This is a genomic window from Thiomonas intermedia, from assembly GCF_002028405.1.
Taxonomy (GTDB): domain Bacteria; phylum Pseudomonadota; class Gammaproteobacteria; order Burkholderiales; family Burkholderiaceae_C; genus Thiomonas; species Thiomonas intermedia.
Map to the genome: position 1 here is coordinate 633,067 of NZ_CP020046.1, position 20,727 is coordinate 653,793.

21 protein-coding genes and 1 tRNA gene are annotated in these 20,727 nt (G+C 63.9%); 11 read left to right on the forward strand and 11 right to left on the reverse strand.

What is annotated here, in order from left to right:
- The first annotated feature begins 62 nt into the window (after nucleotides 1-62).
- From BVH73_RS02885 to parC, 3 genes are all read left to right on the forward strand, one after another.
- Complete coding sequence (locus tag BVH73_RS02885; RefSeq protein WP_079415924.1) at nucleotides 63-566, forward strand: GlcG/HbpS family heme-binding protein; 504 nt, start codon at nucleotides 63-65, stop codon at nucleotides 564-566.
- 203 nt (nucleotides 567-769) lie between these two features.
- Nucleotides 770-2,812, forward strand: a complete 2,043-nt coding sequence (locus tag BVH73_RS02890; RefSeq protein ID WP_079415926.1) for a DNA topoisomerase IV subunit B — start codon at nucleotides 770-772, stop codon at nucleotides 2,810-2,812.
- A 12-nt stretch (nucleotides 2,813-2,824) separates the two neighbouring features.
- Nucleotides 2,825-5,158, forward strand: a complete 2,334-nt coding sequence (gene parC, locus BVH73_RS02895; protein WP_079415927.1) for a DNA topoisomerase IV subunit A — start codon at nucleotides 2,825-2,827, stop codon at nucleotides 5,156-5,158.
- An 83-nt stretch (nucleotides 5,159-5,241) separates the two neighbouring features.
- Here parC and BVH73_RS02900 read toward each other — a convergent pair whose 3' ends face one another.
- The 6 genes from BVH73_RS02900 to BVH73_RS02920 form a co-directional block, all read right to left on the reverse strand.
- Nucleotides 5,242-5,748 (reverse strand): OmpA family protein, encoded by a 507-nt coding sequence (locus BVH73_RS02900; protein WP_079415928.1) that lies wholly within the window; start codon nucleotides 5,746-5,748, stop codon nucleotides 5,242-5,244.
- Nucleotides 5,749-5,863: 115 nt separating this feature from the next.
- On the reverse strand, nucleotides 5,864-6,982 hold the full coding sequence (locus BVH73_RS02905) for a calcium:cation antiporter (protein WP_079415929.1): 1,119 nt from the start codon (nucleotides 6,980-6,982) through the stop codon (nucleotides 5,864-5,866).
- Nucleotides 6,979-7,473 carry a GNAT family N-acetyltransferase gene (locus BVH73_RS02910; protein ID WP_169836739.1) on the reverse strand — a complete coding sequence of 165 codons (495 nt, stop codon included), beginning with the start codon at nucleotides 7,471-7,473 and terminating at the stop codon, nucleotides 6,979-6,981. Before BVH73_RS02910 ends, BVH73_RS02905 begins: the two co-directional genes overlap by 4 nt.
- A gap of 163 nt (nucleotides 7,474-7,636) precedes the next feature.
- Nucleotides 7,637-8,089 carry a RidA family protein gene (locus BVH73_RS02915; protein WP_079415933.1) on the reverse strand — a complete coding sequence of 151 codons (453 nt, stop codon included), beginning with the start codon at nucleotides 8,087-8,089 and terminating at the stop codon, nucleotides 7,637-7,639.
- Between the two features lie 290 nt (nucleotides 8,090-8,379).
- Nucleotides 8,380-8,967, reverse strand: a complete 588-nt coding sequence (locus tag BVH73_RS15675) for a hypothetical protein (protein ID WP_154048403.1) — start codon at nucleotides 8,965-8,967, stop codon at nucleotides 8,380-8,382.
- A gap of 189 nt (nucleotides 8,968-9,156) precedes the next feature.
- Nucleotides 9,157-9,876, reverse strand: a complete 720-nt coding sequence (locus tag BVH73_RS02920; RefSeq protein WP_154048404.1) for a hypothetical protein — start codon at nucleotides 9,874-9,876, stop codon at nucleotides 9,157-9,159.
- Nucleotides 9,877-10,029: 153 nt separating this feature from the next.
- Between BVH73_RS02920 and BVH73_RS02925 the strand changes: the two genes are divergently transcribed.
- Nucleotides 10,030-10,308, forward strand: coding sequence for a phage integrase N-terminal SAM-like domain-containing protein (locus BVH73_RS02925; protein ID WP_079415936.1), 279 nt, complete (start codon nucleotides 10,030-10,032; stop codon nucleotides 10,306-10,308).
- Between the two features lie 181 nt (nucleotides 10,309-10,489).
- On the opposite strand, the gene BVH73_RS02930 is transcribed toward BVH73_RS02925, so the two are convergent.
- Nucleotides 10,490-11,983 (reverse strand): DegQ family serine endoprotease, encoded by a 1,494-nt coding sequence (locus BVH73_RS02930; protein ID WP_079415939.1) that lies wholly within the window; start codon nucleotides 11,981-11,983, stop codon nucleotides 10,490-10,492.
- 169 nt (nucleotides 11,984-12,152) lie between these two features.
- Between BVH73_RS02930 and BVH73_RS02935 the strand changes: the two genes are divergently transcribed.
- The 5 genes from BVH73_RS02935 (at nucleotide 12,153) to BVH73_RS02955 (ending at nucleotide 16,125) form a co-directional block, all read left to right on the forward strand.
- Nucleotides 12,153-12,896 (forward strand): SIMPL domain-containing protein, encoded by a 744-nt coding sequence (locus BVH73_RS02935; protein ID WP_079415941.1) that lies wholly within the window; start codon nucleotides 12,153-12,155, stop codon nucleotides 12,894-12,896.
- A 190-nt stretch (nucleotides 12,897-13,086) separates the two neighbouring features.
- Nucleotides 13,087-13,962 (forward strand): formyltetrahydrofolate deformylase, encoded by an 876-nt coding sequence (purU, locus tag BVH73_RS02940; protein WP_079415943.1) that lies wholly within the window; start codon nucleotides 13,087-13,089, stop codon nucleotides 13,960-13,962.
- A 25-nt stretch (nucleotides 13,963-13,987) separates the two neighbouring features.
- Nucleotides 13,988-14,440 (forward strand): YybH family protein, encoded by a 453-nt coding sequence (locus BVH73_RS02945; protein ID WP_079415945.1) that lies wholly within the window; start codon nucleotides 13,988-13,990, stop codon nucleotides 14,438-14,440.
- A 42-nt stretch (nucleotides 14,441-14,482) separates the two neighbouring features.
- The gene (locus tag BVH73_RS02950; RefSeq protein ID WP_079415947.1) at nucleotides 14,483-15,472 is read left to right on the forward strand and encodes a YheT family hydrolase; all 990 of its coding nucleotides are present in this window, start codon (nucleotides 14,483-14,485) and stop codon (nucleotides 15,470-15,472) included.
- Nucleotides 15,473-15,555: 83 nt separating this feature from the next.
- Nucleotides 15,556-16,125 carry a DUF2946 family protein gene (locus BVH73_RS02955; protein ID WP_079415949.1) on the forward strand — a complete coding sequence of 190 codons (570 nt, stop codon included), beginning with the start codon at nucleotides 15,556-15,558 and terminating at the stop codon, nucleotides 16,123-16,125.
- A gap of 75 nt (nucleotides 16,126-16,200) precedes the next feature.
- Here BVH73_RS02955 and BVH73_RS02960 read toward each other — a convergent pair whose 3' ends face one another.
- Entirely contained in the window at nucleotides 16,201-16,863 is a 663-nt protein-coding gene (locus BVH73_RS02960) for a c-type cytochrome (protein WP_245800395.1), read from the reverse strand.
- Nucleotides 16,864-17,109: 246 nt separating this feature from the next.
- Between BVH73_RS02960 and BVH73_RS02965 the strand changes: the two genes are divergently transcribed.
- A tRNA-Arg gene (locus BVH73_RS02965) sits at nucleotides 17,110-17,185 on the forward strand.
- A gap of 517 nt (nucleotides 17,186-17,702) precedes the next feature.
- Complete coding sequence (locus BVH73_RS02970) at nucleotides 17,703-18,887, forward strand: tyrosine-type recombinase/integrase (protein ID WP_079415954.1); 1,185 nt, start codon at nucleotides 17,703-17,705, stop codon at nucleotides 18,885-18,887.
- Here BVH73_RS02970 and BVH73_RS02975 read toward each other — a convergent pair.
- From BVH73_RS02975 to BVH73_RS02985, 3 genes are all read right to left on the reverse strand, one after another.
- Nucleotides 18,884-19,081 carry a hypothetical protein gene (locus BVH73_RS02975; protein ID WP_079415956.1) on the reverse strand — a complete coding sequence of 66 codons (198 nt, stop codon included), beginning with the start codon at nucleotides 19,079-19,081 and terminating at the stop codon, nucleotides 18,884-18,886. The genes BVH73_RS02970 and BVH73_RS02975 overlap by 4 nt on opposite strands.
- 75 nt (nucleotides 19,082-19,156) lie before the next feature.
- Complete coding sequence (locus tag BVH73_RS15680) at nucleotides 19,157-19,744, reverse strand: hypothetical protein (protein WP_154048405.1); 588 nt, start codon at nucleotides 19,742-19,744, stop codon at nucleotides 19,157-19,159.
- 16 nt (nucleotides 19,745-19,760) lie between these two features.
- Nucleotides 19,761-20,633, reverse strand: a complete 873-nt coding sequence (locus tag BVH73_RS02985) for a hypothetical protein (RefSeq protein ID WP_154048406.1) — start codon at nucleotides 20,631-20,633, stop codon at nucleotides 19,761-19,763.
- Nucleotides 20,634-20,727: the final 94 nt, after the last annotated feature.

The following is a 20,727-nucleotide window of genomic DNA, read 5'->3' on the forward strand; positions in this document are numbered from 1 at the left end:
GGAATACTGAGGCACGCACACGCCCTGCCCATTCCGACAACAACCGTTCTGCAGGAGACCCCATGAGTGCTTCCCTTCATCTTCGTCTGCCCCTGGCCATCGGCCTGTGCGCCGCGCTGGCTTCGCCTGTCTTCGCGGCTGATCCGCTCACGGTCACCGTGCACCGCCTCACGCTCGATGCTGCCGAGCGCATCGCGCAAGGCGCGATCAAAGCCTGCCGGGCCAAGGGCCTGCAGGTCAGCGTCTCCGTGGTGGACCGCAACGGCATCGTGCAGGCCACGCTGCGCGACACCCTGGCCCCGCCCGTCTCGCTCGACATCAGTCGGCAGAAGGCCTTTACTGCCGCGATGTTCGGCATCAAGGGCACGGCCATGGGGCCTCAGGCCGCCTCGCCCCTGGCCCTGCTGGGTGACGGTCTGGCCTTTACCGCGGGCTCCGTGCCGATCGAGGCCGGCGGCCGCATGTATGGCGCCGTGGGCGTGAGCGGCGCGCCTGACGGCAAGCTCGACGAGGAGTGCGCCCAGGCCGGGCTGGACGCCGTCTTGCCCGATCTCGAAATGCAATAAGGCCCCCTGCCTACAATCCTCCCCCAGACCCGCACGGCCATCGCGCCGTGCGGATCTGCCCCCGCAGCGGCCTGCCTGTTTTTTGGGCAGCCCGATTGACCCGCATGAAATCAGGGCTTTCCGCCCATCCGGTGTGACATTTTCCCCAGCCATTGGGGATAACTAGGCCCCGGATGCCTCCCTGTGGATAATTTTTCCGACCCATGGCCAGCCGCCGATCTCCCGCCTATTCCGAATCGTCCATCCGCGTGCTCAAGGGGCTGGAGCCCGTGCGGCAGCGGCCGGGCATGTACACCCGCACCGACAACCCGCTGCACATCGTGCAGGAGGTGATCGACAACAGCGCCGACGAAGCCCTGGGCGGATACTGTCAGCACATCGCCGTCACGCTTCATGCCGACGGCAGCGTGAGCGTCGAAGACGATGGCCGCGGCATCCCCTTCGGCATGCACCCGGACGAGAACGCGCCGGTGGTCGAGCTGGTGTTCACCCGGCTGCATGCCGGCGGCAAGTTCGACAAGCTGCAAGGCGGCGCCTACAGCTTCTCGGGCGGTCTGCACGGCGTGGGCGTCTCGGTCACAAACGCGCTAGCGGCGCGGCTGGAAGTCACCGTCTGGCGCGACGGCCAGGTGGCGCATCTCGTGTTCGCCGGCGGCGAGGTCATCGAAGCTCTGACGCTGCGAAAAACCACGCGCGATGAACGCAAAAACGGCACCCGGGTGCGGGTCTGGCCCGATGCCAAATACTTCGACAGCCCCCATCTTCCTCTGGCCGAGCTCACCCATCTGCTGCGCAGTAAGGCCGTGCTGCTGCCCGGGGTGAAGGTCGATCTGATGCAGGAGAAGACGGGCGACACCACGCACTGGGAATATGCCCGCGGGCTGCGCGACTATCTGCTCGGCACCCTGCCCGCCGAGCCCTTCATCGACCTGTTCGAGGGCGAGCACTACGCCAGCGCGTCCGACCAGGAGAGCTTCGCGGAGGGCGAAGGCGCGGCCTGGTGCGTGGCCTTCACCGAAGAGGGCGCTCTGCTTCGCGAGTCCTACGTCAACCTGATCCCGACGCCGGCCGGTGGCACGCACGAGGCCGGCTTGCGCGAGGGCCTGTTCCAGGCGGTGAAGGGCTTCATCGAACTGCACAACTTGCAGCCCAAGGGCGTGAAACTGCTGCCGGAAGACGTGTTCGCGCGGGCGTCCTTCGTGCTTTCCGCGCGGGTGCTCGATCCGCAGTTCCAGGGTCAGATCAAGGAAAAACTCAACAGCCGCGATGCGCTGCGCCTGGTCGGCCAGGCCGTGCGACCCGTGCTCGAACTCTGGCTGCACGAGCGGGTGGACCAGGGCCGCAAGCTCGCCGAGCTTGTCATCCGCCAGGCGCAGAGCCGCCTGCGCGCATCGCAAAAGGTGGAGAAGAAAAAGGGCTCGGGCGTGGCCGTGCTGCCGGGCAAGCTGACCGACTGTGAAAGCCGCGATACCGATCGCACCGAACTCTTTCTGGTGGAAGGCGATTCCGCCGGAGGCTCGGCCAAGATGGGCCGCGACAAGGAGTTCCAGGCCGTGCTGCCGCTGCGGGGCAAGGTGCTCAATTCCTGGGAAGTGGAGCGCGACCGGCTGTTCGCCAACACCGAGATCCACGACATCGCCGTGGCCATCGGCGTCGATCCGCACGGCAAGGACGACCTGCCCGATCTGTCGAACCTGCGCTACGGCCGGATCTGCATTCTGAGCGATGCCGACGTGGACGGCTCGCACATCCAGGTCTTGCTGCTCACCCTGTTCTTCCGCCACTTCCCCAGGCTCATCGAACGCGGTCATGTCTGCGTGGCCCGCCCCCCGCTCTACCGCCTCGACGCTCCCGCGCGCGGCAAGAAGCCGGCGCAGAAAATCTACGTGCTCGACGACGCCGAGCTGCAGGCCGCGCAGGACAAGCTGCGCAAGGAGGGCCTGAAGGACGGCGCCTGGCAGATCTCGCGCTTCAAGGGCCTGGGCGAAATGAGCGCCGAGCAGCTCTGGGACACCACCCTCAACCCCGATACCCGCCGCCTGTACCGCGTGCGGCCCGACGACGCCGAAGCGCCCCCAGACGCCGGGCCGCCCCAAGTCGAGGGCAGCCCCCTCGGGGAGCAGCGAGCCCCTGCGAGCGTGGGGGCAACCGAACTTCTGTTCCATCAACTCATGGGCAAGGGCGAAGCCCAGGCCCGCCGCGCGCTGATGGAGGAATACGGCGACCAGATCGATGTGGACATCTGATTTTCCAAAGTGATGAGCGAACAAGCCCCCCTCGAATTCGACAACCGGCCGGAAGACGACGCCGATTCGCTGGCGCTGGGCGACTATGCCCGCAGCGCCTATCTCGACTACGCCATCTCCGTGGTCAAGGGCCGCGCCCTGCCCGATGTCTGCGACGGCCTGAAGCCGGTGCAGCGGCGCATTCTCTACGCCATGTGGCGCATGGGGCTGGCGTTCGATGCCAAGCCGGTCAAGTCGGCTCGCGTGGTCGGCGACGTGCTCGGCCGCTTTCACCCGCATGGCGACCAGGCCGCCTACGACGCCCTGGTGCGGCTGTCGCAGAACTTCGCGCAGCGCTATCCGCTGATCGACGGCCAGGGCAACTTCGGCTCGCGCGATGGCGACGGTGCCGCGGCGATGCGCTACACCGAAGCGCGACTGGCCCCCATCGCCCGGCTGCTGCTCAGCGAGATCGACGCAGGCACCGCCGACTTCATTCCCAACTATGACGGCTCGACCACCGAGCCCCGGCTCCTGCCCGCGCGGCTGCCTTTCGTGCTGCTCAATGGCGCCAGCGGCATCGCCGTGGGCATGGCCACCGAGATCCCTTCGCACAATCTGCGCGAGGTCGCCAGCGCCTGCGTGGCCCTGCTCAAGAATCCCCGGCTCGAACTCGCCGAGGCCCTGGCGCTGATGCCCGGGCCCGACTTCGCCACCGGGGGCCAGCTCATCTCCAGCCCGCAGGACATCGCCGCGGCCTATGCCAGCGGCCGCGGCAGCCTGAAAGTGCGGGCCCGCTGGACGGTGGAAGAACTCGCGCGTGGCCAGTGGCAACTGGTCATCAACGAACTGCCGCACGGCACCAGCACCCAACAGGTTCTCGAAGAAATCGAGGAGCTCAGCAACCCCAAGATCCGTCCCGGCAAAAAAGCGCTCGCACCCGAGCAGATCGCGCTGAAGACCAGCCTGCTGGGTCTGCTCGACACCGTGCGCGATGAGTCGGGCCGTGAGGCTGCCGTGCGGCTGGTGTTCGAGCCGCGCAGCTCGCGCATTGACGTGGCCGAGTTCGTCAACACCCTGCTCGCCCGCACCAGCCTGGAGACCAGCGTGCCGATCAATCTGGTGATGATCGGCGCCGACGGCAAACCACGCCAGAAGGGGCTGATGGACATGCTGCGCGAATGGGTCGCCTACCGCCGCGACACCGTGCAGCGCCGCTCGCGCCACCGGCTGGAGCAGGTGGACGCCCGCATCCACATCCTGCAGGGGCGGCAGCAGGTGCTGCTCAACCTCGACGAGGTGATCGACACCATCCGCAACAGCGACGACCCCAAGCCCGCGCTAATGGCGCGCTTCGATCTCACCGAGCTGCAGGCCGACGATATTCTCGACATGCGGCTGCGCCAGCTCGCCCGTCTCGAGGCCATCCGCATCGACAAGGAACTCGCGGCCCAGCGCGCCGAGCAGGCCGATCTGCAGAAGCTGCTGGCCGACGACCGGGCCATGACGCGGCGCATCATCAGCGAGATCGAGGCCGACGCCAAGCAATTCGGCGACGACCGCCGCACCCTCATCCAGGCCGAACAGCGCGCCGTGGCCGAGGTCAAGGTGGTGGATGAACCCGTCACGGTCATCGTGTCGCAGAAAGGCTGGCTGCGCACGCAGAAAGGCCACGGCCTGACTCTCGACACCCTCGCCTTCAAACCCGGCGACGCGCTCTACGCCACGTTCGAATGCCGCAGCGTCGATCCCCTCGTCGTGCTTGGCAGCGATGGCCGGGCGTATTCATTCGATGTGGCCGACCTGCCCGGCGGACGCGGCGACGGTCAGCCCGTCACCACCTTCATCGAACTCGCACCGGGCACGCAGGCCCTGCACTACCTCGCGGGCGCCCGCACCACGGCCCTGCTGCTGTGGACGGCGCAGGGCTTCGGCTTTGTCGCGCGGCTGGGCGATGCCTTGAGCCGCCAGCGCGCGGGCAAAACCTTCATGACGCTGGAAGACGGCGATCTCCCGCAACGGCCCCTGGTCCTGGGCATTGACGGGGGCGACAGCCCAACGGGCCGACTCGCCCTTCTCAGTGCGGGCGGCCGTCTGCTGCTCTATCCCGCGGCCGAGGTCAAGACGCTGTCGCGCGGCGGTCGGGGCGTCACCCTGATGGCGCTGGACGCCAAGGAGGCGCTGCTCAGCATCGCCCACCTGGCCGGCGAACGCGAGGCCCTGCTGGTCAGCGGCAAAGGCCGCAGCGGCACCGAACGCAGCACTAGCCTGAGCAGCACGCAACAGGCCCTCTATCTCGGCAAGCGCGCCAAGCGGGGACGCAAGCTGGAAATCACCTTCAAGCCCGAGCGACTCGATCGCGGCTGAAAAACAAACGCCCCGCGCGAGGCAGGGCGTTGTCCTAGGTGGCCCTGTCTTGCACAGGGCCTGGCGCTGGCGTCGCCGCGCGCTTACTTCACCGTGACTTCGACACGGCGAGCCTCGGCAGCACTGGCGCCGCCGGTGGTCTCCGCCGGCTTCTCCAGCGTGATGCGATCGGCCGGCACGCCTTGCGCCACCAGGGCGTCGCGCACGGCCAGGGCGCGCTTCTTCGCCAGCTCGGCGTTCAGCGCCGCCGAGCCGGTGGCGTCGTGATAGCCGCTGATGACCGCCGTATGACCCTGCGCCACGGCCTCACCGACCTGCTTGAGGGCGGCATCGGCCCCGGCGGCCAGATCGGCCTTGCCGCTGGCGAAATAGAACTTGACCACCCCGTTTTCCACCACGACGCGTGCGCCGTCAGCATCGGCCGCCGGTGCGGCAGAACTGGCCATTGCGGGGGCCGACGCGGCCTGCATGGCCCCTGCGCCGCCACCATCCTTGATGGCCACGCCGACGATCACCGCGACCGTCGCGAGCACGGTGGCCAGCACCACCCCGACGATGGGCACGTGGTTGTCGTCATCCTGAAAAAACATCGCAAATCCTCCTGAGTGTTCTGTGTGTTACGGCGCGGGCCTGTCCGCGCCGGGTTAGCCGAGCGGCATTCTAGGGACTAGACCCACTCGACCCGCCCAAAAGCGGCGGGCAGGATCAGGGCGCCAGGGTGAGAAACAGAAAGGCGGCAAACACCACGAGATGCACCGCACCCAGCATGAAATCAGTACGGCGCGAGCCCAGGGTGACGAGGCTGACGAGCAGACTCAGCAGCAGCAGAACCAGATCCTTGCCATGAAGCCCCAGATCCAGGGGAAGGCCAAGGTAGATCGCCACGCTCACCACCACCGGAATGGTCAGACCGATGCTGGCCAGCGCCGAACCCAGGGCCAGGTTCAGACTGGTCTGCAGCCGGTTGGCCAGGGCCGCGCGCACCGCCGCCACCGTCTCGGGCGCCAGCACCAGCATGGCAATGATCAGGCCGATCACGGCATGCGGCAGACCGGCGCCGAGCACCTTGGCCTCGATCGAAGGCGAGAGCGTCTTGGCCAGGCCGACCACGGTCACCAGCGCCAGCAACAGGCCGAGCAGACTGATCCAGGCATCGCGACGGCTCGGGTGATGCGCGCCCGCATGCGCCTCGCCGACACCTTCGAGATCGAGAAAATAGTCGCGGTGCCGCACCGTCTGCCCGAAGACGAAGACCCCCCACAGCACCAGCGAGGCCACAGCCGTGAACACCAGTTGCGGCACCGTGTACTGCCCCCCCGGCGCACTGGTGGTGAAGCGGGGCAAGACCAGCGTGAGCGCGGAGAGCGCCATCAGAATGGCCAGGGCCGGGCGGGCGGATTCGGTGTGAAAGGCCTGCACATGATGGCGCAGGCCGCCTGCGAGCAGACTCAGTCCGATCACCCCGCCGGTGATGATGAGCACAGTCGCATAGATGGTGTCACGCGTGAGCGTGGCCGACTTCGCAGGATCGGCCGTCAGCATCATCGACACGATGAGCGCCGCCTCGATGATCGTCACGGCCAGCGCGAGCACCAGCGTGCCGAAGGGTTCGCCCACCCGATGCGCCACCACCTCCGCATGATGCACCGCGGCGATCACCGCCCCGATGAGCGCGAACGCGCTGAGCAGCAACACGAAAGACTGCCCGGGCTGCGCCAGCGCCAGCGCGAGCACGCCCAGACCCACGAACGGCAGCGCCACGAACAACCGATCGATCCAGGAGGTCGAGGCCGATGGGACGAGGTTCGGGACGTCGTGATTCATGCGTTCACCTGTTGTATCGAGCCCGGGAAAGAAGGCGCCAAAGACAGATCCAGAACCGCCTGGGTCTTGCTCAGCGCAAATCCCAGGCGCCGGTAGAAGGCCAGCGCGCCTTCGCGCTCAATGCGGCTGCGCACTCTGAGGCGTTGCGCGCCACAATCGCGCGCCCAAACCATCGCCGCCTGCACCAGAGCGAGCCCGACGCCGCGCCGGCGCAAGTCGGGATCGACGATGAGACCGCTGATTTCCAGACCCCGACCGCTTTCGAGCGTCAAGGTGGGCGCCACGTGAATCCACCCCGCCATGCGATCGTTCAGTCGCGCCAGCCACACACCATGGCCTTCCGCCTGCAACACCTCGCCGAGCGTCTGGCGCATGGCGGCGGCATCGTCACCGTAGCCCAGGGCACCAGCCAGACGGGCCAGCCCGGGAGCATCGTCCAGCACGGGGCGGCACAAGATCAGAAGCCCGGTCTGCGCCATCTCAGAAGCCATGAATGAATCCGGCTCGCCCGAGCAGGACGCCCTGGCGGTGCCCATCAAGGCGCAAAGCGCAGGCGTGCCCGTCGACACGCAGAAGGCCGGCGCCACCGAGTGCAACGCCGAGTGGGGCCGCCAGCGCGGCATGAGCGGGAGTGGCGGATTTGTTCACAGCTTCTCAGACCTCGGCGATCAATTCGATCTCGACGGCGGCCCCCATGGGCAACTGCGCCACGCCAAACGCGCTGCGCGCATGAGCGCCACGCTCGCCGAAGACCTGGGCGATGAGTTCCGACGCCCCGTTGATCACCAGATGATGTTCGGTATAGCCGGGCGCCGAATTCACCAGACCCAGCAGTTTGACAACCCGCTTGACCCGCTCCAGATCACCCACCGCCGCCTGCAGCGTGCCCAGCAGATCGATGGCGATGGCCCGTGCCGCCTCCTTGGCCGTCGCCGTGTCCATGTCGGTGCCCAGCTGCCCCACCCAGGGCTTGCCGTCCTTCTTGGCGATGTGCCCGGACAAAAACACGAGATTGCCGGTCTGCACAAAGGGCACATAGGCGGCAGCAGGGGTGGAAACCGGGGGCAGGCTGATGCCCAGATCTTTCAGCGTTTGCGCAATCGACATGAGAAGCTCCGATAGGAAAGCCTCAGTTTAGGGCCAGTGTCCAGGCGCCCGCGCCCATAGAAAGATCACAGAGTGGGCGCTGAAAGGTCTTGAAGAGCCCCACGATCTGTCGTCCGGTGTCGGCCCAGAAGCGATCGCTAGGAAACCGAAACGCACCTGCAGGCTCAATACCTCGCAGTGGCTCGATGGCGTAGCCGTAACGTAGAAGTGAGGGGCAGCCGGAGCGCGAAGCGTTGAGGGAACCAAAAAGCACAGCTTTTTGGCTGTCCCTCCCGACTGCCGGGTTGGCTTCATCGACCCAATCCACTCGGTCTGATCTTTTTCATGAGTTCTTCCTTTTCCACCTTACATGTTCCAGTTAATTGGTCGTATGGATCTTCGCCCCCGCGGGAAGGATGCAACCCAATTCTTACGGGAACCGCTGGTAGCCATTCTTGAGCGCCCTCTTTCGGGGAGACGGTCATTACTACACCATCGCGCTTTGCGGAAAAGCGAAAGAAATTCTTACGCTCTCCACCGATGAAATCGAACGCGGTAATTGTCGCAATGTCTCCGCTGACTTTTCCTTCTAGAAGTAAGTAATCAAACATTGGAACCACACGGCAGATGGATTTCATCGCAATTTCACCGCCAATCCTGCCGTGCTCTGATAAGAGATGAAGCTTGATATCAACATCGGAAAGCTTCATATCTACGGAGTCAACATACCCCTCAGGGTTGGCCGACCACAGCCCTTCCCAACCCTGATCTTCGTAGTACCACGATAAGAATTTTCCTGCAACGCGTTCAAACTCGGAAGGGATTTTCTCGGCGTTTGAAAGCAGCATTGGGCCATTTGAGAGCACGCCGTATAAACCTGCACCAACGAGAGTAATCAAGAACCATACACGCCGATACCAAGGCACTGTGACTTGAGGATTGGATGACGTAACCGGTTTGGCAGAAGGCGGTCGTCGTTTTCTTGCCATACTCAAGTCCTCTCGGATGCTAGGAAGCCCATAGGAAGCCCAACGTGGAGGTCACCGGCGCTGCGCGGCTTTATCGCGCAGCGCCGGTGGACCGCAAGGCTATACGTCTTGGAGGACACGAGAGACCTCAGACAATAGCGCGTCCAACTCGGCACGAAAATCAACTTGGTTCAACGTCGGAAGACTCTCGACTTTGCGGATCTGGACATGAAGATATGAATCGGCGAGGTTTCGCAAGGAATCGTTGAGGCGCTGCATCGCAGACTTGAAGGATTTGGTTCCCTTGTAATTGTTAGCGACCTCGGGAAACGTAGTGAAACCGAATATTGGCGGCACATGGTCAATTACTGCCCTGACAAGTATGCCAGTAGTGAAATGAGCGTCGTTGTTGTAGGCGACATTCAGTTCGCGTAGCAACCGAATCAGTTTTGCAGTATCGAAAGCACCTTTTTCAATTTCAGCAAGCTCGGCAATTCTTTCTTCAGCAACGTATGGTTGGGTCTTGCTGTTCGGGAGAGATTTCTCAAACTGCAAAAGCAGTTCATCAAGACTCTCTTCGATGGGAGGAAGGTCGTGCTTAATGATGTCGTTGAAATCATTCCGTTCACCAAAACCGATGTGCCGCCCCAAGTAGCCGAATTTCTCTTCCGGGTACATGGAGTGCCAGTGCTCACGGAGCAACTTAAAGTCAGTCTGCATATAGGACGCAATAGTCTTTGCGGCCTGCTCTTCATCATTTTCGTAATGGCGGAGGGCATCGACAGCCTTCGTGCGCAAACTGCGGAGAAGTTGCCTGTTCTTAAGATACCAGTCGATCATGGCGATGGAGACGTATAACGTAATGTATCCCGCAATCCTTGCCAAATAAACTGGCCGGTGCGGGATATTCTGGTCAGCGCCTGCGCCGCGAAACCGCTTGCAGCTTGGGTTTCGCGCGAGTTGGCTGTGCAAAAAAACAGGTATAAAAGAACCATGAAACCCGGCAAGCCCGTCCTGCAGTCGGTTCGCCTGCTCGATCAACTGCGCGAGCGCATCCGGTACATGCACTATAGCCTCAGCACCGAGAAGGCCTATGTGCATTTGGTGCGCTTTTTCATTCGCTGGCAGGGGCGCGGTGGGGTGATGCGACATCCGCGAGACATGGGTGCGCCAGAGGTGGAGGCCTTCCTGACCATGTTGGCCACGGAGCGCCATGTGGCGGCGGGCGGCATGGCCAGCGCGCTGGATGCACTCAGCGGCTTGGCGTCATGACTGACGATTCCGCTTTGTATGGCGTAGCCTTTGACGGCTCAAACATCCCTGGCTGCAGCAGGTCGAGATCGACCCTGATGCTTGTTGACTTCCAGCCCCTCTCCAGGCGCCCATAAAAAAGCGGGGCCAGCGGCCCCGCAAAACACGGCTTGGAGGATGAGGCAAAAAAGGGTCTTAACCTTCAGCCGATCTGCACCGGCACGAAGATGCGATTGCTGCCGCGCTGGATCAACAGGGCCACCGACTTGCCCGCAGCTTTCAGAATGGTGCGTACCTGGTCGATGCTGTTGACCTTCTTGCCATCGACGGCGATGAGAATGTCGCCGGGCTGGATGCCGGCCTCTTCGGCCGGGCCGCTGACGCCCTCGACGAGCAGCCCGTGCGACACCCCGGCTTGCTGCTCTTCATTAGCGTTGAGCGGGCGCACCACCAGCCCCAGGCCGCCGTGGTCGCCCTGGGCACTCGTGCTTGCCGAAGCCAGAGTGACGTTGTCGCTGAAGTTGCCCAGCACCGCGGTGATGTTCTGTTGCTTGTGGTCGTGCCAGACGCCCAGCGTCACCTTGCTGCCGGGCTCGGACAGGCCGATCATCATCGGCAGATCGGCCGAGTCGTTCACCGGCTGACCGTTCACGCTGAGAATGATGTCGCCGGGCTGGATGCCGGCCTTGGCCGCCGGGCTGTCCTTCTCCACCTGCGCCACCAGCGCACCGCGCGGCGTCTGCAGGCCGAAGGAGGCGGCCAGGTTTTGCGTCACCGTCTGCACTGCAATGCCCAGCCGCGCGTGCTGCACCTTGCCATGCTCGATGATCTGCTTGGCCACGCGCTCGGCCACGTTGATCGGGATGGCGAAGGACAGGCCCTCGAAGGCGCCGGTCTGCGTGAAGATCTGCGAATTGATCCCCACGACCTCGCCCTTGGTGTTGAACAGCGGTCCGCCCGAGTTGCCGGGATTCACGGCCACGTCGGTCTGGATGAAGGGCACCATGCTGTCATCGGGCAGCGAGCGGCTCTTGGCGCTGACGATACCGGCGGTCACGGTGTTGTAGAAGCCATAGGGCGAGCCGATGGCCAGCACCCAGTCGCCCGGCTCCAGATTGGACGGGTTGCCCAGACGCACCGTGGGCAGATTGGTGGCCGGGATCTTGATCACCGCGATGTCGGTCTTGGTGTCGTAGCCCAGCACCTTGGCCTTGTAGGTACGGTGGTCGGTCAGCGTCACGCGAACCGAGTTGGCGCCCTTGACGACGTGGGCGTTGGTCAGAATCAGGCCGTCGGAGCTGATGATGAAGCCCGAGCCCAGCCCCTCCGTGGGAACCTCCTGCTGCTGGCCATTGTTGAACTGCTGGAAGAAGCGGAAGAAGGGATCGTTCTGGAACTGTTTGGGAATCTGCTGCTGCACGGCCTCTTTGGTCTCGCCTTTCACATTGATGTGGACGACGGCCGAGCCGTAGGCCTTGACGATGGAGGCGAAGTTCGGCGCGCTCGTGGCGACATTGGTCATCGGCGCCGCTGGCGGGTTGTTGAACAGCGGCACCGCCTTGTGGTTCATCTCCACCTGAGGCGCCTGCCCGGCGTAGCTGAACTGATAGGCCATGGTGCCCGCACCGGCGATGATGCCGACCGCCGCCAGAGCGGCCCAGAGTTTTGATGAAGCCTTCGGTTTGCTGCTTTGCATGACTGCCTCCGAAACGAGTCAAACGGTTTGCGATGACGGAATGTTCGCTGCGTTGCCTTAGACTCGGCTTAAGGCGAATCGGCCGGTCCCAAGGGCGCGAAGCAGCGCACCACACGCAGCGCCCGTCTGGCATCGCCCCGAGACCACTCCATCATCCGCGAGGAAAACCATGTCATCACGTCCTGTGTCGTCCATTGCCGGTCTATGTCTCGTCGGTCTTCTGCTGGCCTCATCCGTGCAGGCGCAGGCCCTGCCGCAGATGCCACCGGGCCCGGTTGCGGGGGTGGTCGATCTGCAGGCCACCGCGCAGGCCGAAGTGACCCCCGACCTCGCGGTGATGACGCTGGCCGTGGAGCGCAGCGGAGCCGAGCCGGCCAGCCTCACGTCGCAGATCAGCAAATCGCTGGAGGCCGCCTTGCAGCAGGCCCGCGCCGTGTCCGGTGTCGAAGCCAGCAGCGGCGCGATCTCCACCCAGCCCCGTTGGAAGACGGTCAACAACCAGTCGCAGCGCGACGGCTGGACGGTGCGCGCAGGGCTGGTGCTCAAGTCGCACGACTTCGCCGCGCTGGGCAAGATCGCCGGGCAGTTGGCGCAGCAGGGCTTCATGATCGAGTCGAACGGCTTCGAAGTCTCCAAGGCCTTGCGCGACCGCGAGGAAACCGCACTGATCGATTCGGCCATCGCGGGCTTCAAGGCCAAGGCTTCCACGGCCGCACGCGCACTGGGCTACAGCGGCTACACCTTGCGGACGATGCAGATCGAACCCGTGCAGGGACAATTGCCCCAGCCCCGTCCCATGATGATGCGTGCCGCAGCGCCCATGGCCGCCGAGGAGGCGCCTGCCGTGCCCCTGGTCACCGGGCGCACCCCGCTGCAGATCACCGTGCAGGGCTCCGTTCAGCTCACGCGCTGAGGCCGCCGACGCGGCGGTCGGCGTCGCGTCGCGTCACGCTCATCGCAGGACACGCCAAGGTCTTTTCCGGGCCAGTTGAATCCGTTCGTTACGGCGTTCGCGCGGCCCGGGAGGTCGTCGCAGGAAGGCTTTGCGTGTCGCCCTAGAATCACGGGCTTGCCGTTTTCCACTGCTGCGCACGCGGCCCGGTATGCCAACCCACCCACCTGAATTCGTTCTCACCCTGTCGTGCCCCGACGCGCCAGGCATCGTGCATTCGGTCTCCGGCCTGCTGTATCAGGCAGGCTGCAACATCATGGATTCGCAGCAGTACGGCGATGCCGACACCGGGCTGTTCTTCATGCGGGTGCATTTTTCCGCCCCCGAACACCTGCAGGATGCGGCCCAGCTCGCGCTGTTGTTCGGCGAGGTGCGCAAGCGCTTTGACATGCGGGCGCAGTTCCACGATCTTCGCGTTCGCCCCAAAGTGGTCATCGCGGTCAGCCAGCACGGTCATTGCCTCAACGATCTGCTCTATCGATGGAAGGCCGGGCAACTGGCGATGGACATCGGGGCGGTCGTCTCCAACCACACCAGCTTCGCCGACCTGACCCGCAGCTACGGACTGGCCTTCCACCACCTGCCCCTGAAGGCCGGCGAGACGGCCGAAGCCAAGCGGGCGCAGGAGCAGACCCTCTTCGCCGTGATGCAGGACAGCGGCGCGGAGCTGCTGGTGCTTGCGCGCTATATGCAGATCCTGAGCGCCGAGTTCTGCGCGCAACTCGAAGGCCGCGCCATCAACATCCACCACTCCTTCCTGCCCAGTTTCAAGGGGGCGAGGCCTTACGCCCAGGCCTACGCGCGCGGGGTGAAGCTCATCGGCGCGACGGCGCACTACGTCACCGCCGATCTCGACGAAGGCCCCATCATCGAGCAGGACGTGGAGCGCGTCGACCACAGCATGAGCGCCGCCGATCTCACCGCCGTCGGCCAGGACGTGGAGAGCATCGTGCTCGCACGCGCCGTGCGCTGGCAGGTGGAACATCGCATCCTCCGCAACGGCCACAAGACCGTGGTGTTCCGCTGACCCGAGTGACCGAACGAGACCCGCCATGCCGCGCCGCAAACTCCCGCCCCAAACCCCCTGGACCAACTCCCCCGACGATGTCGAGGCCGCGTTCTACGACGCGCTGGCCAGCGGCAATCTCGACGCGCTGATGGCCCTGTGGTCCGAAGACGACGAGATCTGCTGCATTCATCCTGGCGGGCAACGTCTGGACGGCCAGCAGGCGGTCCGCGAAAGCTTCTCGCAACTGCTCGCCAACGGCGGGCTGCAGATCAACGCCGAGGTCCAGCATCGCTGGCACAGCATGACCAGCGCGACGCACAGCGTGGTCGAACGCGTGCAGCTCGAAGTGGACGGCCAGACTCAATGGGGCTTCGTCCTGGCCACCAATCTTTTCGTGCAGACCGCCGCCGGCTGGCGCCTGGTGCTGCACCATGCCAGCCCTGGCGCCCCCCAGGCCCCGCTGGCGGCCATGGTGCCCGGCGATGTGCTGCACTGATCGCGCCTTGCGCACTTCAACGCCCGTCTGACCGATAGGTCGATGCCCCCGATGCGCGCCGCAACACCCTATGTCGCGCCCGCATGGCTGCCCGGAGGACAACTGCAGACCGTGCTTCCGGCGCTGATCTCCCGCCCCACAGGCGCTCGCCCCACCCTGCGCCGGGATCGCTGGGCCACGCCTGACGGCGACTTCATCGATGTCGATGGGCTGACTTCACCGACTGCGCCCTCGGCGCCGCTGCTGGTCCTGTTCCACGGGCTTGAAGGCTCGTCGCAGAGCCACTATGCGCAAGCCCTGCTCGCCGCCTGCGCCCAGGCGGGCTGGCAATGTGCCGTGCCGCATTTTCGCGGCTGCTCGGGAGAAGACAACCGCGCGCCGCGCGCCTACCACTCCGGCGACTTCGCCGAGATCGACTGGATTCTTCAGCGCTTCTCCCAGCGCCAGCCGACAACCCCTTTGTACGCCGTCGGCGTCTCCCTCGGAGGCAATGCCCTGCTGCGCTGGGCGCAAGAACAGGGCGACGCGGCCGCTCAGCGGGTGCGGGCCATCGCGGCAGTCAGCGCCCCGCTGGATCTGGCTGCCGGAGGCCACGCCATCGCCACCGGGCTGAGCTATCAGATCTACACCCGGATGTTCCTGCGCACACTCAAGCCCAAGGCGCTGCGGATGATCGCCCGCCATCCCGGGCTGGCCGATCCCGACCGCGTGCGCCGCGCGCACGATCTGGGCGCCTTCGATGACGCCTTCACCGCGCCCATCCACGGCTTTCGCGACGCCGCCGACTACTGGGCACGGGCCTCCAGCAAGCCCCACCTGCGCCGCCTGCGAGTGCCCACGCTGATTCTCAACGCCCGCAACGACCCCTTCCAGCCGGCCTCCGTCCTGCCCCTGTCCAGCGCGGCATCCTCGTGGGTACGGCTGGAACAGCCCCGTCATGGCGGGCACGTCGGTTTCGCCCAGGGGCGCCTGCCCGGACGGCTGGACTGGCTGCCGACACGCTTGCTGCACTTCTTTCAACACGGCAACTGACATGAAACAGCCCCCTGCCTTGCTCCGCAAGTCTCCCCCCGAGGGGGACGTCAGCTCCTTCGGAACGGCCGTACGGAACTGACATGGACGCCGCCGTTCTCCAAGCCATGGCCCGCTGGCCCCAGGTGCCGCGATGCACCGGCTGGCTCGCCCTGGATCAGCGCGGCAAGTGGTGGATGCGGCATCAGCAAGGCCCCGCCGTGTGGCCGCGAGACGCCCGAGGACGCCTGGACAAGACCGATGCCGGGCCCGTGCTGCACGCAGGACTTGCGGCTTTCATCGGCCGCAACTACACGTCCGATGCACAAGGGGCCTGGTATTTCCAGAACGGCCCGCAGCGCGTCGACGTCTGCCTGGAAGCCGCCCCATGGATCATTCGCCTACATCACAACGCCGACCCAGACGTCCAATGGCTCACCCACACCGGCCTGCCCTGCGCCGTCGAATCCATCTGGCTCGATGATGATGGGCAGATCTGGCTGCGCACCGACCTTGGTGCAGGCCTGTTGCACAGCTCCGACATGCCCTTCCTGGCCGAATGGCTCGATGCCCAGGGCACCCTCTTGACCCTGCCCGGCGCCCGCCCCAGGGTCATCGAGCGTTTTGACGCTCCACCCGCCGTCTTCTTCGAATTTCTCACCGACCCCGGCTGAACACCCTGCGCAAAAAAGCCCGCATAAGCGGGCTTTTTCTTGGCTGCCGTGGGCATGGCCCACATCGATGTTGCCTTACTTCGATTGGGCGACCATATAGTCGACCGCGGCCTTCACATCATCATCGCTCGCGGTCGAACCGCCCTTGGGAGGCATCACGCCATGCTTGCCCGTATAGCCATGGATGGCACGGTCATACAACACCGCGTCGCCCTGGGCGATGATGGGCGCCCAGGCCGCCTTGTCGCCGACCTTGGGGGCGCCCGCCACACCCGCGCCATGGCAAGCGATACAGGTCGATTCATACAGCCCCTTGCCATCCACCTTCGTGGCCGCAACAGGCACCGCCGCGCCACTGCCCGAACCTGTCGGCGCGGCAGCCGCCGATGCCGAAGCGACCACAGTCGAGGCCGCATTTTGCTGCGCCGCGGCCTGGCTGCTCGCCGCCACCGCAGCAGAGCCCACCGGGGCAATGCGCGCATCCACAGCAGCCGACGCCAGCGACTCAGAATCCGCCGGCGGCTGGCTGCTGCTGCCAATGTAGTACGCAATCAGCAGCAACAAAATGATGGGAATGATGAAACCAATGCCCATCACCACCAGCATCTTGCGCAAGGTTGGCGCAAACGGCAGATCGGACACATCGTCGGAACTGGAGGGGGCTGAGTGAGAATTCGAGTGCGGTGCGCTCATAGCTGTCGTAAGGAAAAAGGAAATCCAAAAAAATACAGCCAACATGATATGCGTTGCTCACGATCCCCCGACGGGGTCAACCCCAACACCGCCAAACGATGTCCTTGAATTTGATTTGCATCACATTGCGTTACGAGCTGTAACGCGACATGGCGTCACACCCCACCCGGCCTCCATCTTCCCCAAGGCGGCTTCCTCACCCGAAGCCGCATCTCGCGCCAGCACCAGAGGGTCCGCCGCCCATACAGGTTATGATGTAGTGTTGCACGGAAGTCTCGCCACTTTCCGTCTGCGCCCGTAGCTCAGTGGATAGAGTATTGGCCTCCGAAGCCAAGGGTCGCTGGTTCGATCCCAGCCGGGCGCACCAAAAATCATGTCAAGCATTTATAGAAAAATCCCACGCTAGGTCGTGGGATTTTTTTTGTCTATGGGGTGAACATAGTGCACCATTTCCCCCTGCATACCCCCTAGATTCCCCCACAACCTACCCGCACCGCCCCTTTTGCAGTTCCCTTGGGTGACCTGCCCCTCCCGCCACACCACATCCAGAAAATCAGGAGGCCGTGAGGCGAATCGGGGCTTGAGACGGGTTTCGGAGTTGGGTGGCCATGGGCCAGTCAGTCAGGATCCCATAGCAAAAAGCCCCGCGTGGTGCGGGGCTCTGAGCGCCTTGCAACTCGGTTGAGCGAGTTAGAAGGTCTTGTTCTGGCGGAGACGAAGGGATTATGGTTGACGTTCGACGTTGTTTGCCGACGTAAATAATACCTTTATAGATCAATGGCTTGCAGGTCTCCAATGTTCGTCGTTGTAAACTGGCGTTCACGGCCGTTCAGGTTTTTTTGTGGGCAGATTTTGTGGGCAACAAGGTTCGGAGGAGCTTCGGCATGCAGATCACGGCGCAGGCGGCCAAAAGGCTATCGGGTGTGGACGGCATGCACCGGGCTGCGCCCGGTTTGTATCTCCGGGTGCGCGGGGGTTCGAGTCTCTGGATGTGCCGGTTCATGCAGGCCGGGAAGGCGCATGAAATAAGCCTCGGAGCGTTTTCGTCGCTGACGCTGGCCGCTGCGGTGGCACAGGCTGCGGACATTCGCGCCCGGCTGCGGGAGGGCGAAACGGTTCTGCCCACAAGGGCGCTGAATCGGGCCGCTGAGCCGGTTTCCGCGCCCGCTGCACCCCTGACCTTCAAGGACGTGGCCGAAAGGTTATGGGAGTCCATGCGGCCTGGCTGGAAGAATCCGAAACATGCCGATCAGTGGATCAACACCTTGCGCACGTATGCCTTTGCGCACTTCGGCAGCAAGCCGGTCGGTGAGGTGACGACGGATGACGTTCTGGCCGCGCTCACGCCGATCTGGCAGGACAAGCATGAGACGGCAACGCGCGTGCGCCAGCGCATCGAGGCGGTGTTGTCAGCGGCCAAGGCGCGAGGGTTGCGCACCGGGGAGAACCCGGCGGGCTGGCGTGGGCACCTCGATGCGCTGCTGCCCACGATCAGCAAGAAGCGCCGGGTGGAGCATCACGCGGCGATGCCCTTTGGCGAGGTGCCCGCGTTCATGGCCGATTTGAGGCAAAGATCGAACATGAGCGCCTGGGCCTTGCAGTTCACGATTCTGACGGCCTGCCGCACGGGAGAAGTGATCGGCGCCCGTTGGGAGGAGTTCGACTTGGCTGCGGGCCTGTGGATCGTGCCTGCGGCCAGGATGAAGGCCCAGCGTGAACACCGGGTGCCGCTGTCCACGCAGGCGCTGGACCTGCTGCGGGCCATGCCGCGCATGGAAAGAGGCGACGCGGTGTTTTGGGGTTCGCGCAAGCCCACGATCAGCAATATGGCGATGCTGGAACTGCTGCGCGGGATGCGTCCCGGCTTGACGGTGCACGGCTTCCGGTCGAGCTTCCGTGATTGGGCGGCAGAGTGCACAAGCTACCCCGCCGAGGTCGTGGAAATGGCCCTGGCGCACACGATCCAGAACCAGGTCGAGGCGGCCTATCGGCGGGGGGATTTGCTGGAGAAACGGCGGGGGTTGATGCGCGAGTGGGCGGGCTACCTGGGTGCGCTGGAAAAAGGTTAGCTCAGTTCCAAGCGGCGCTGGATGCGCTCCAGCCTCTGGTTGAAGCAGTCCGCCAAGACTTGCTGCTGAGCGTCCGAAGCGGCAAGGTGCCCAATGTGCTGGATGATGGAGGCCTGCCCTGCCTGCAGGTTGGAAATGCGCCGGGCCAGTTCGTCGTGCTTGCGTTTGCCACGATCTGCATGATCTTGATGCATTGTTGTGCAGCCGCACGACCTGATGGGCCGTATCAACAGGTGCGCCGGTTCAGCACGCGTTTGACCAAAGGAGCATCAAGATGCGCTTGCGGGCGCCGATGCTGGTGCTGATTCTGCAGGCGCTTGCGGAATCAATGCAGGTGCAGTGGGTTGCGCCTGTGGTGCTGGCGCTTGAGGCGCGGGCTGGGGTGCCGGACGCACGAGTTTGGCGATCTCGCTCAAGTGCGCCTGTAGCGCGTCAGAAAAAGCTGCGGTTGATGCGGTAATGACAGCACCATCTTTTCCAGGATAGATGCTGTAGTTCAGGTCATCGGCGTGGAGCACCACACCATTGGGATGTGCAGGCGTGGTGATCGTCGCATCTGCGGATGCGTTGCACTCCACGGCGCCAATTTCCGGGTCGGCTTTGATGGGGTGTTGGTAACTTAGTTTCAACCGGATGGTGAGATCCCGGGTCATGGCATCATCAACCCCCAGAATTCCAAGGGCAGCTTGGAGACCTGTTTTGAGGTTAGGCTCTACGATTTGGGCTACCGTCTGGTTGGTGCCATCCGACCAGCACTGCGAGACCTTCACCTTCGGGCCAGAAAGGTCGGACAGGTTGCAGCCAGCAAGCAGTAGGGACGCAGCCAATGCAACTCCCGAAAAAACATATCGTTTCATGGTGTTTCTCGTACTCTCAAAAGCTGCTGCTGTCGACAATCTCGGCGCATGACGGAGTCGTGGGCATGAAGCTGCCTTGGCCCGGATGCTTTGCATCCGGTCGATACAGGAAATTGCACAACATACTCTGGAGCTTGACCGGCTTGCCCTGAATCACCGTCTCACCACTGTAAGACAGGGTGATCTGTGGCTGCCCATCGGGGGCAGTGGTGGCTGCGACGATCTTGCCAGTAAACGAAATAGGCGGCGTTGCCCCGGCGCCTGTGTTGTCGCCGCCGCTGCTCAAGGAGCCCAAGAAGTGCAGTCCTGTAGTGTCAAAGACATACACCGGGTACCAACTTGAGCCGTAGCCTTGATTCATGTAGCCGCCCTCGTCTGCGACGAGCAAGATGCTGCTTTTCAGCTGCGCCATTTGCGGAAAAACACTCCAGGGACTGCCATTCACTTGCCCGAAAGAGCCATCAGCGGCGAGGTTCAGGCGTTTACCGGCAGGCACCCAACGACTTCCTTCCAAGGAAAACCAGATCGCCGAGATATAGGCGGACTGGACATGTGCAGCAAACGAAGGATCCTTGGGATCGCCGACCGCATGTCCCTGACCCGTGGCAATGAAGTAGGTCTTGCCATTGAGCGTCACGGTCGCGGTTTTCCAAGGCGTGACGTATTCAGTAATGGTGTGGTTGTAGCCAGACTCTTTGTTAGCGCGCATGCCCAGCGTGTCTGCGGTATTCACCACCGACCCGCGCTGTGTATAGGTGTGTCCATAGAGCAGTTGCATCGCTTGCGACTCGGTCGGCACAGCAGGAGCAGCCAAGGCGGATCCAGAAAAAATGCCAAAATAGGTTACAACGATCAATAACGAGACGGGCAGGCACGTGGACGCGGGCATTGGGAGCACTCAACAGGTTGGGCAGTACGAATTGACAAGAAAAATGAACCAAGCGCGGCCGTAGTAGCCTGCGCCGCCACACATCCACGCAGAT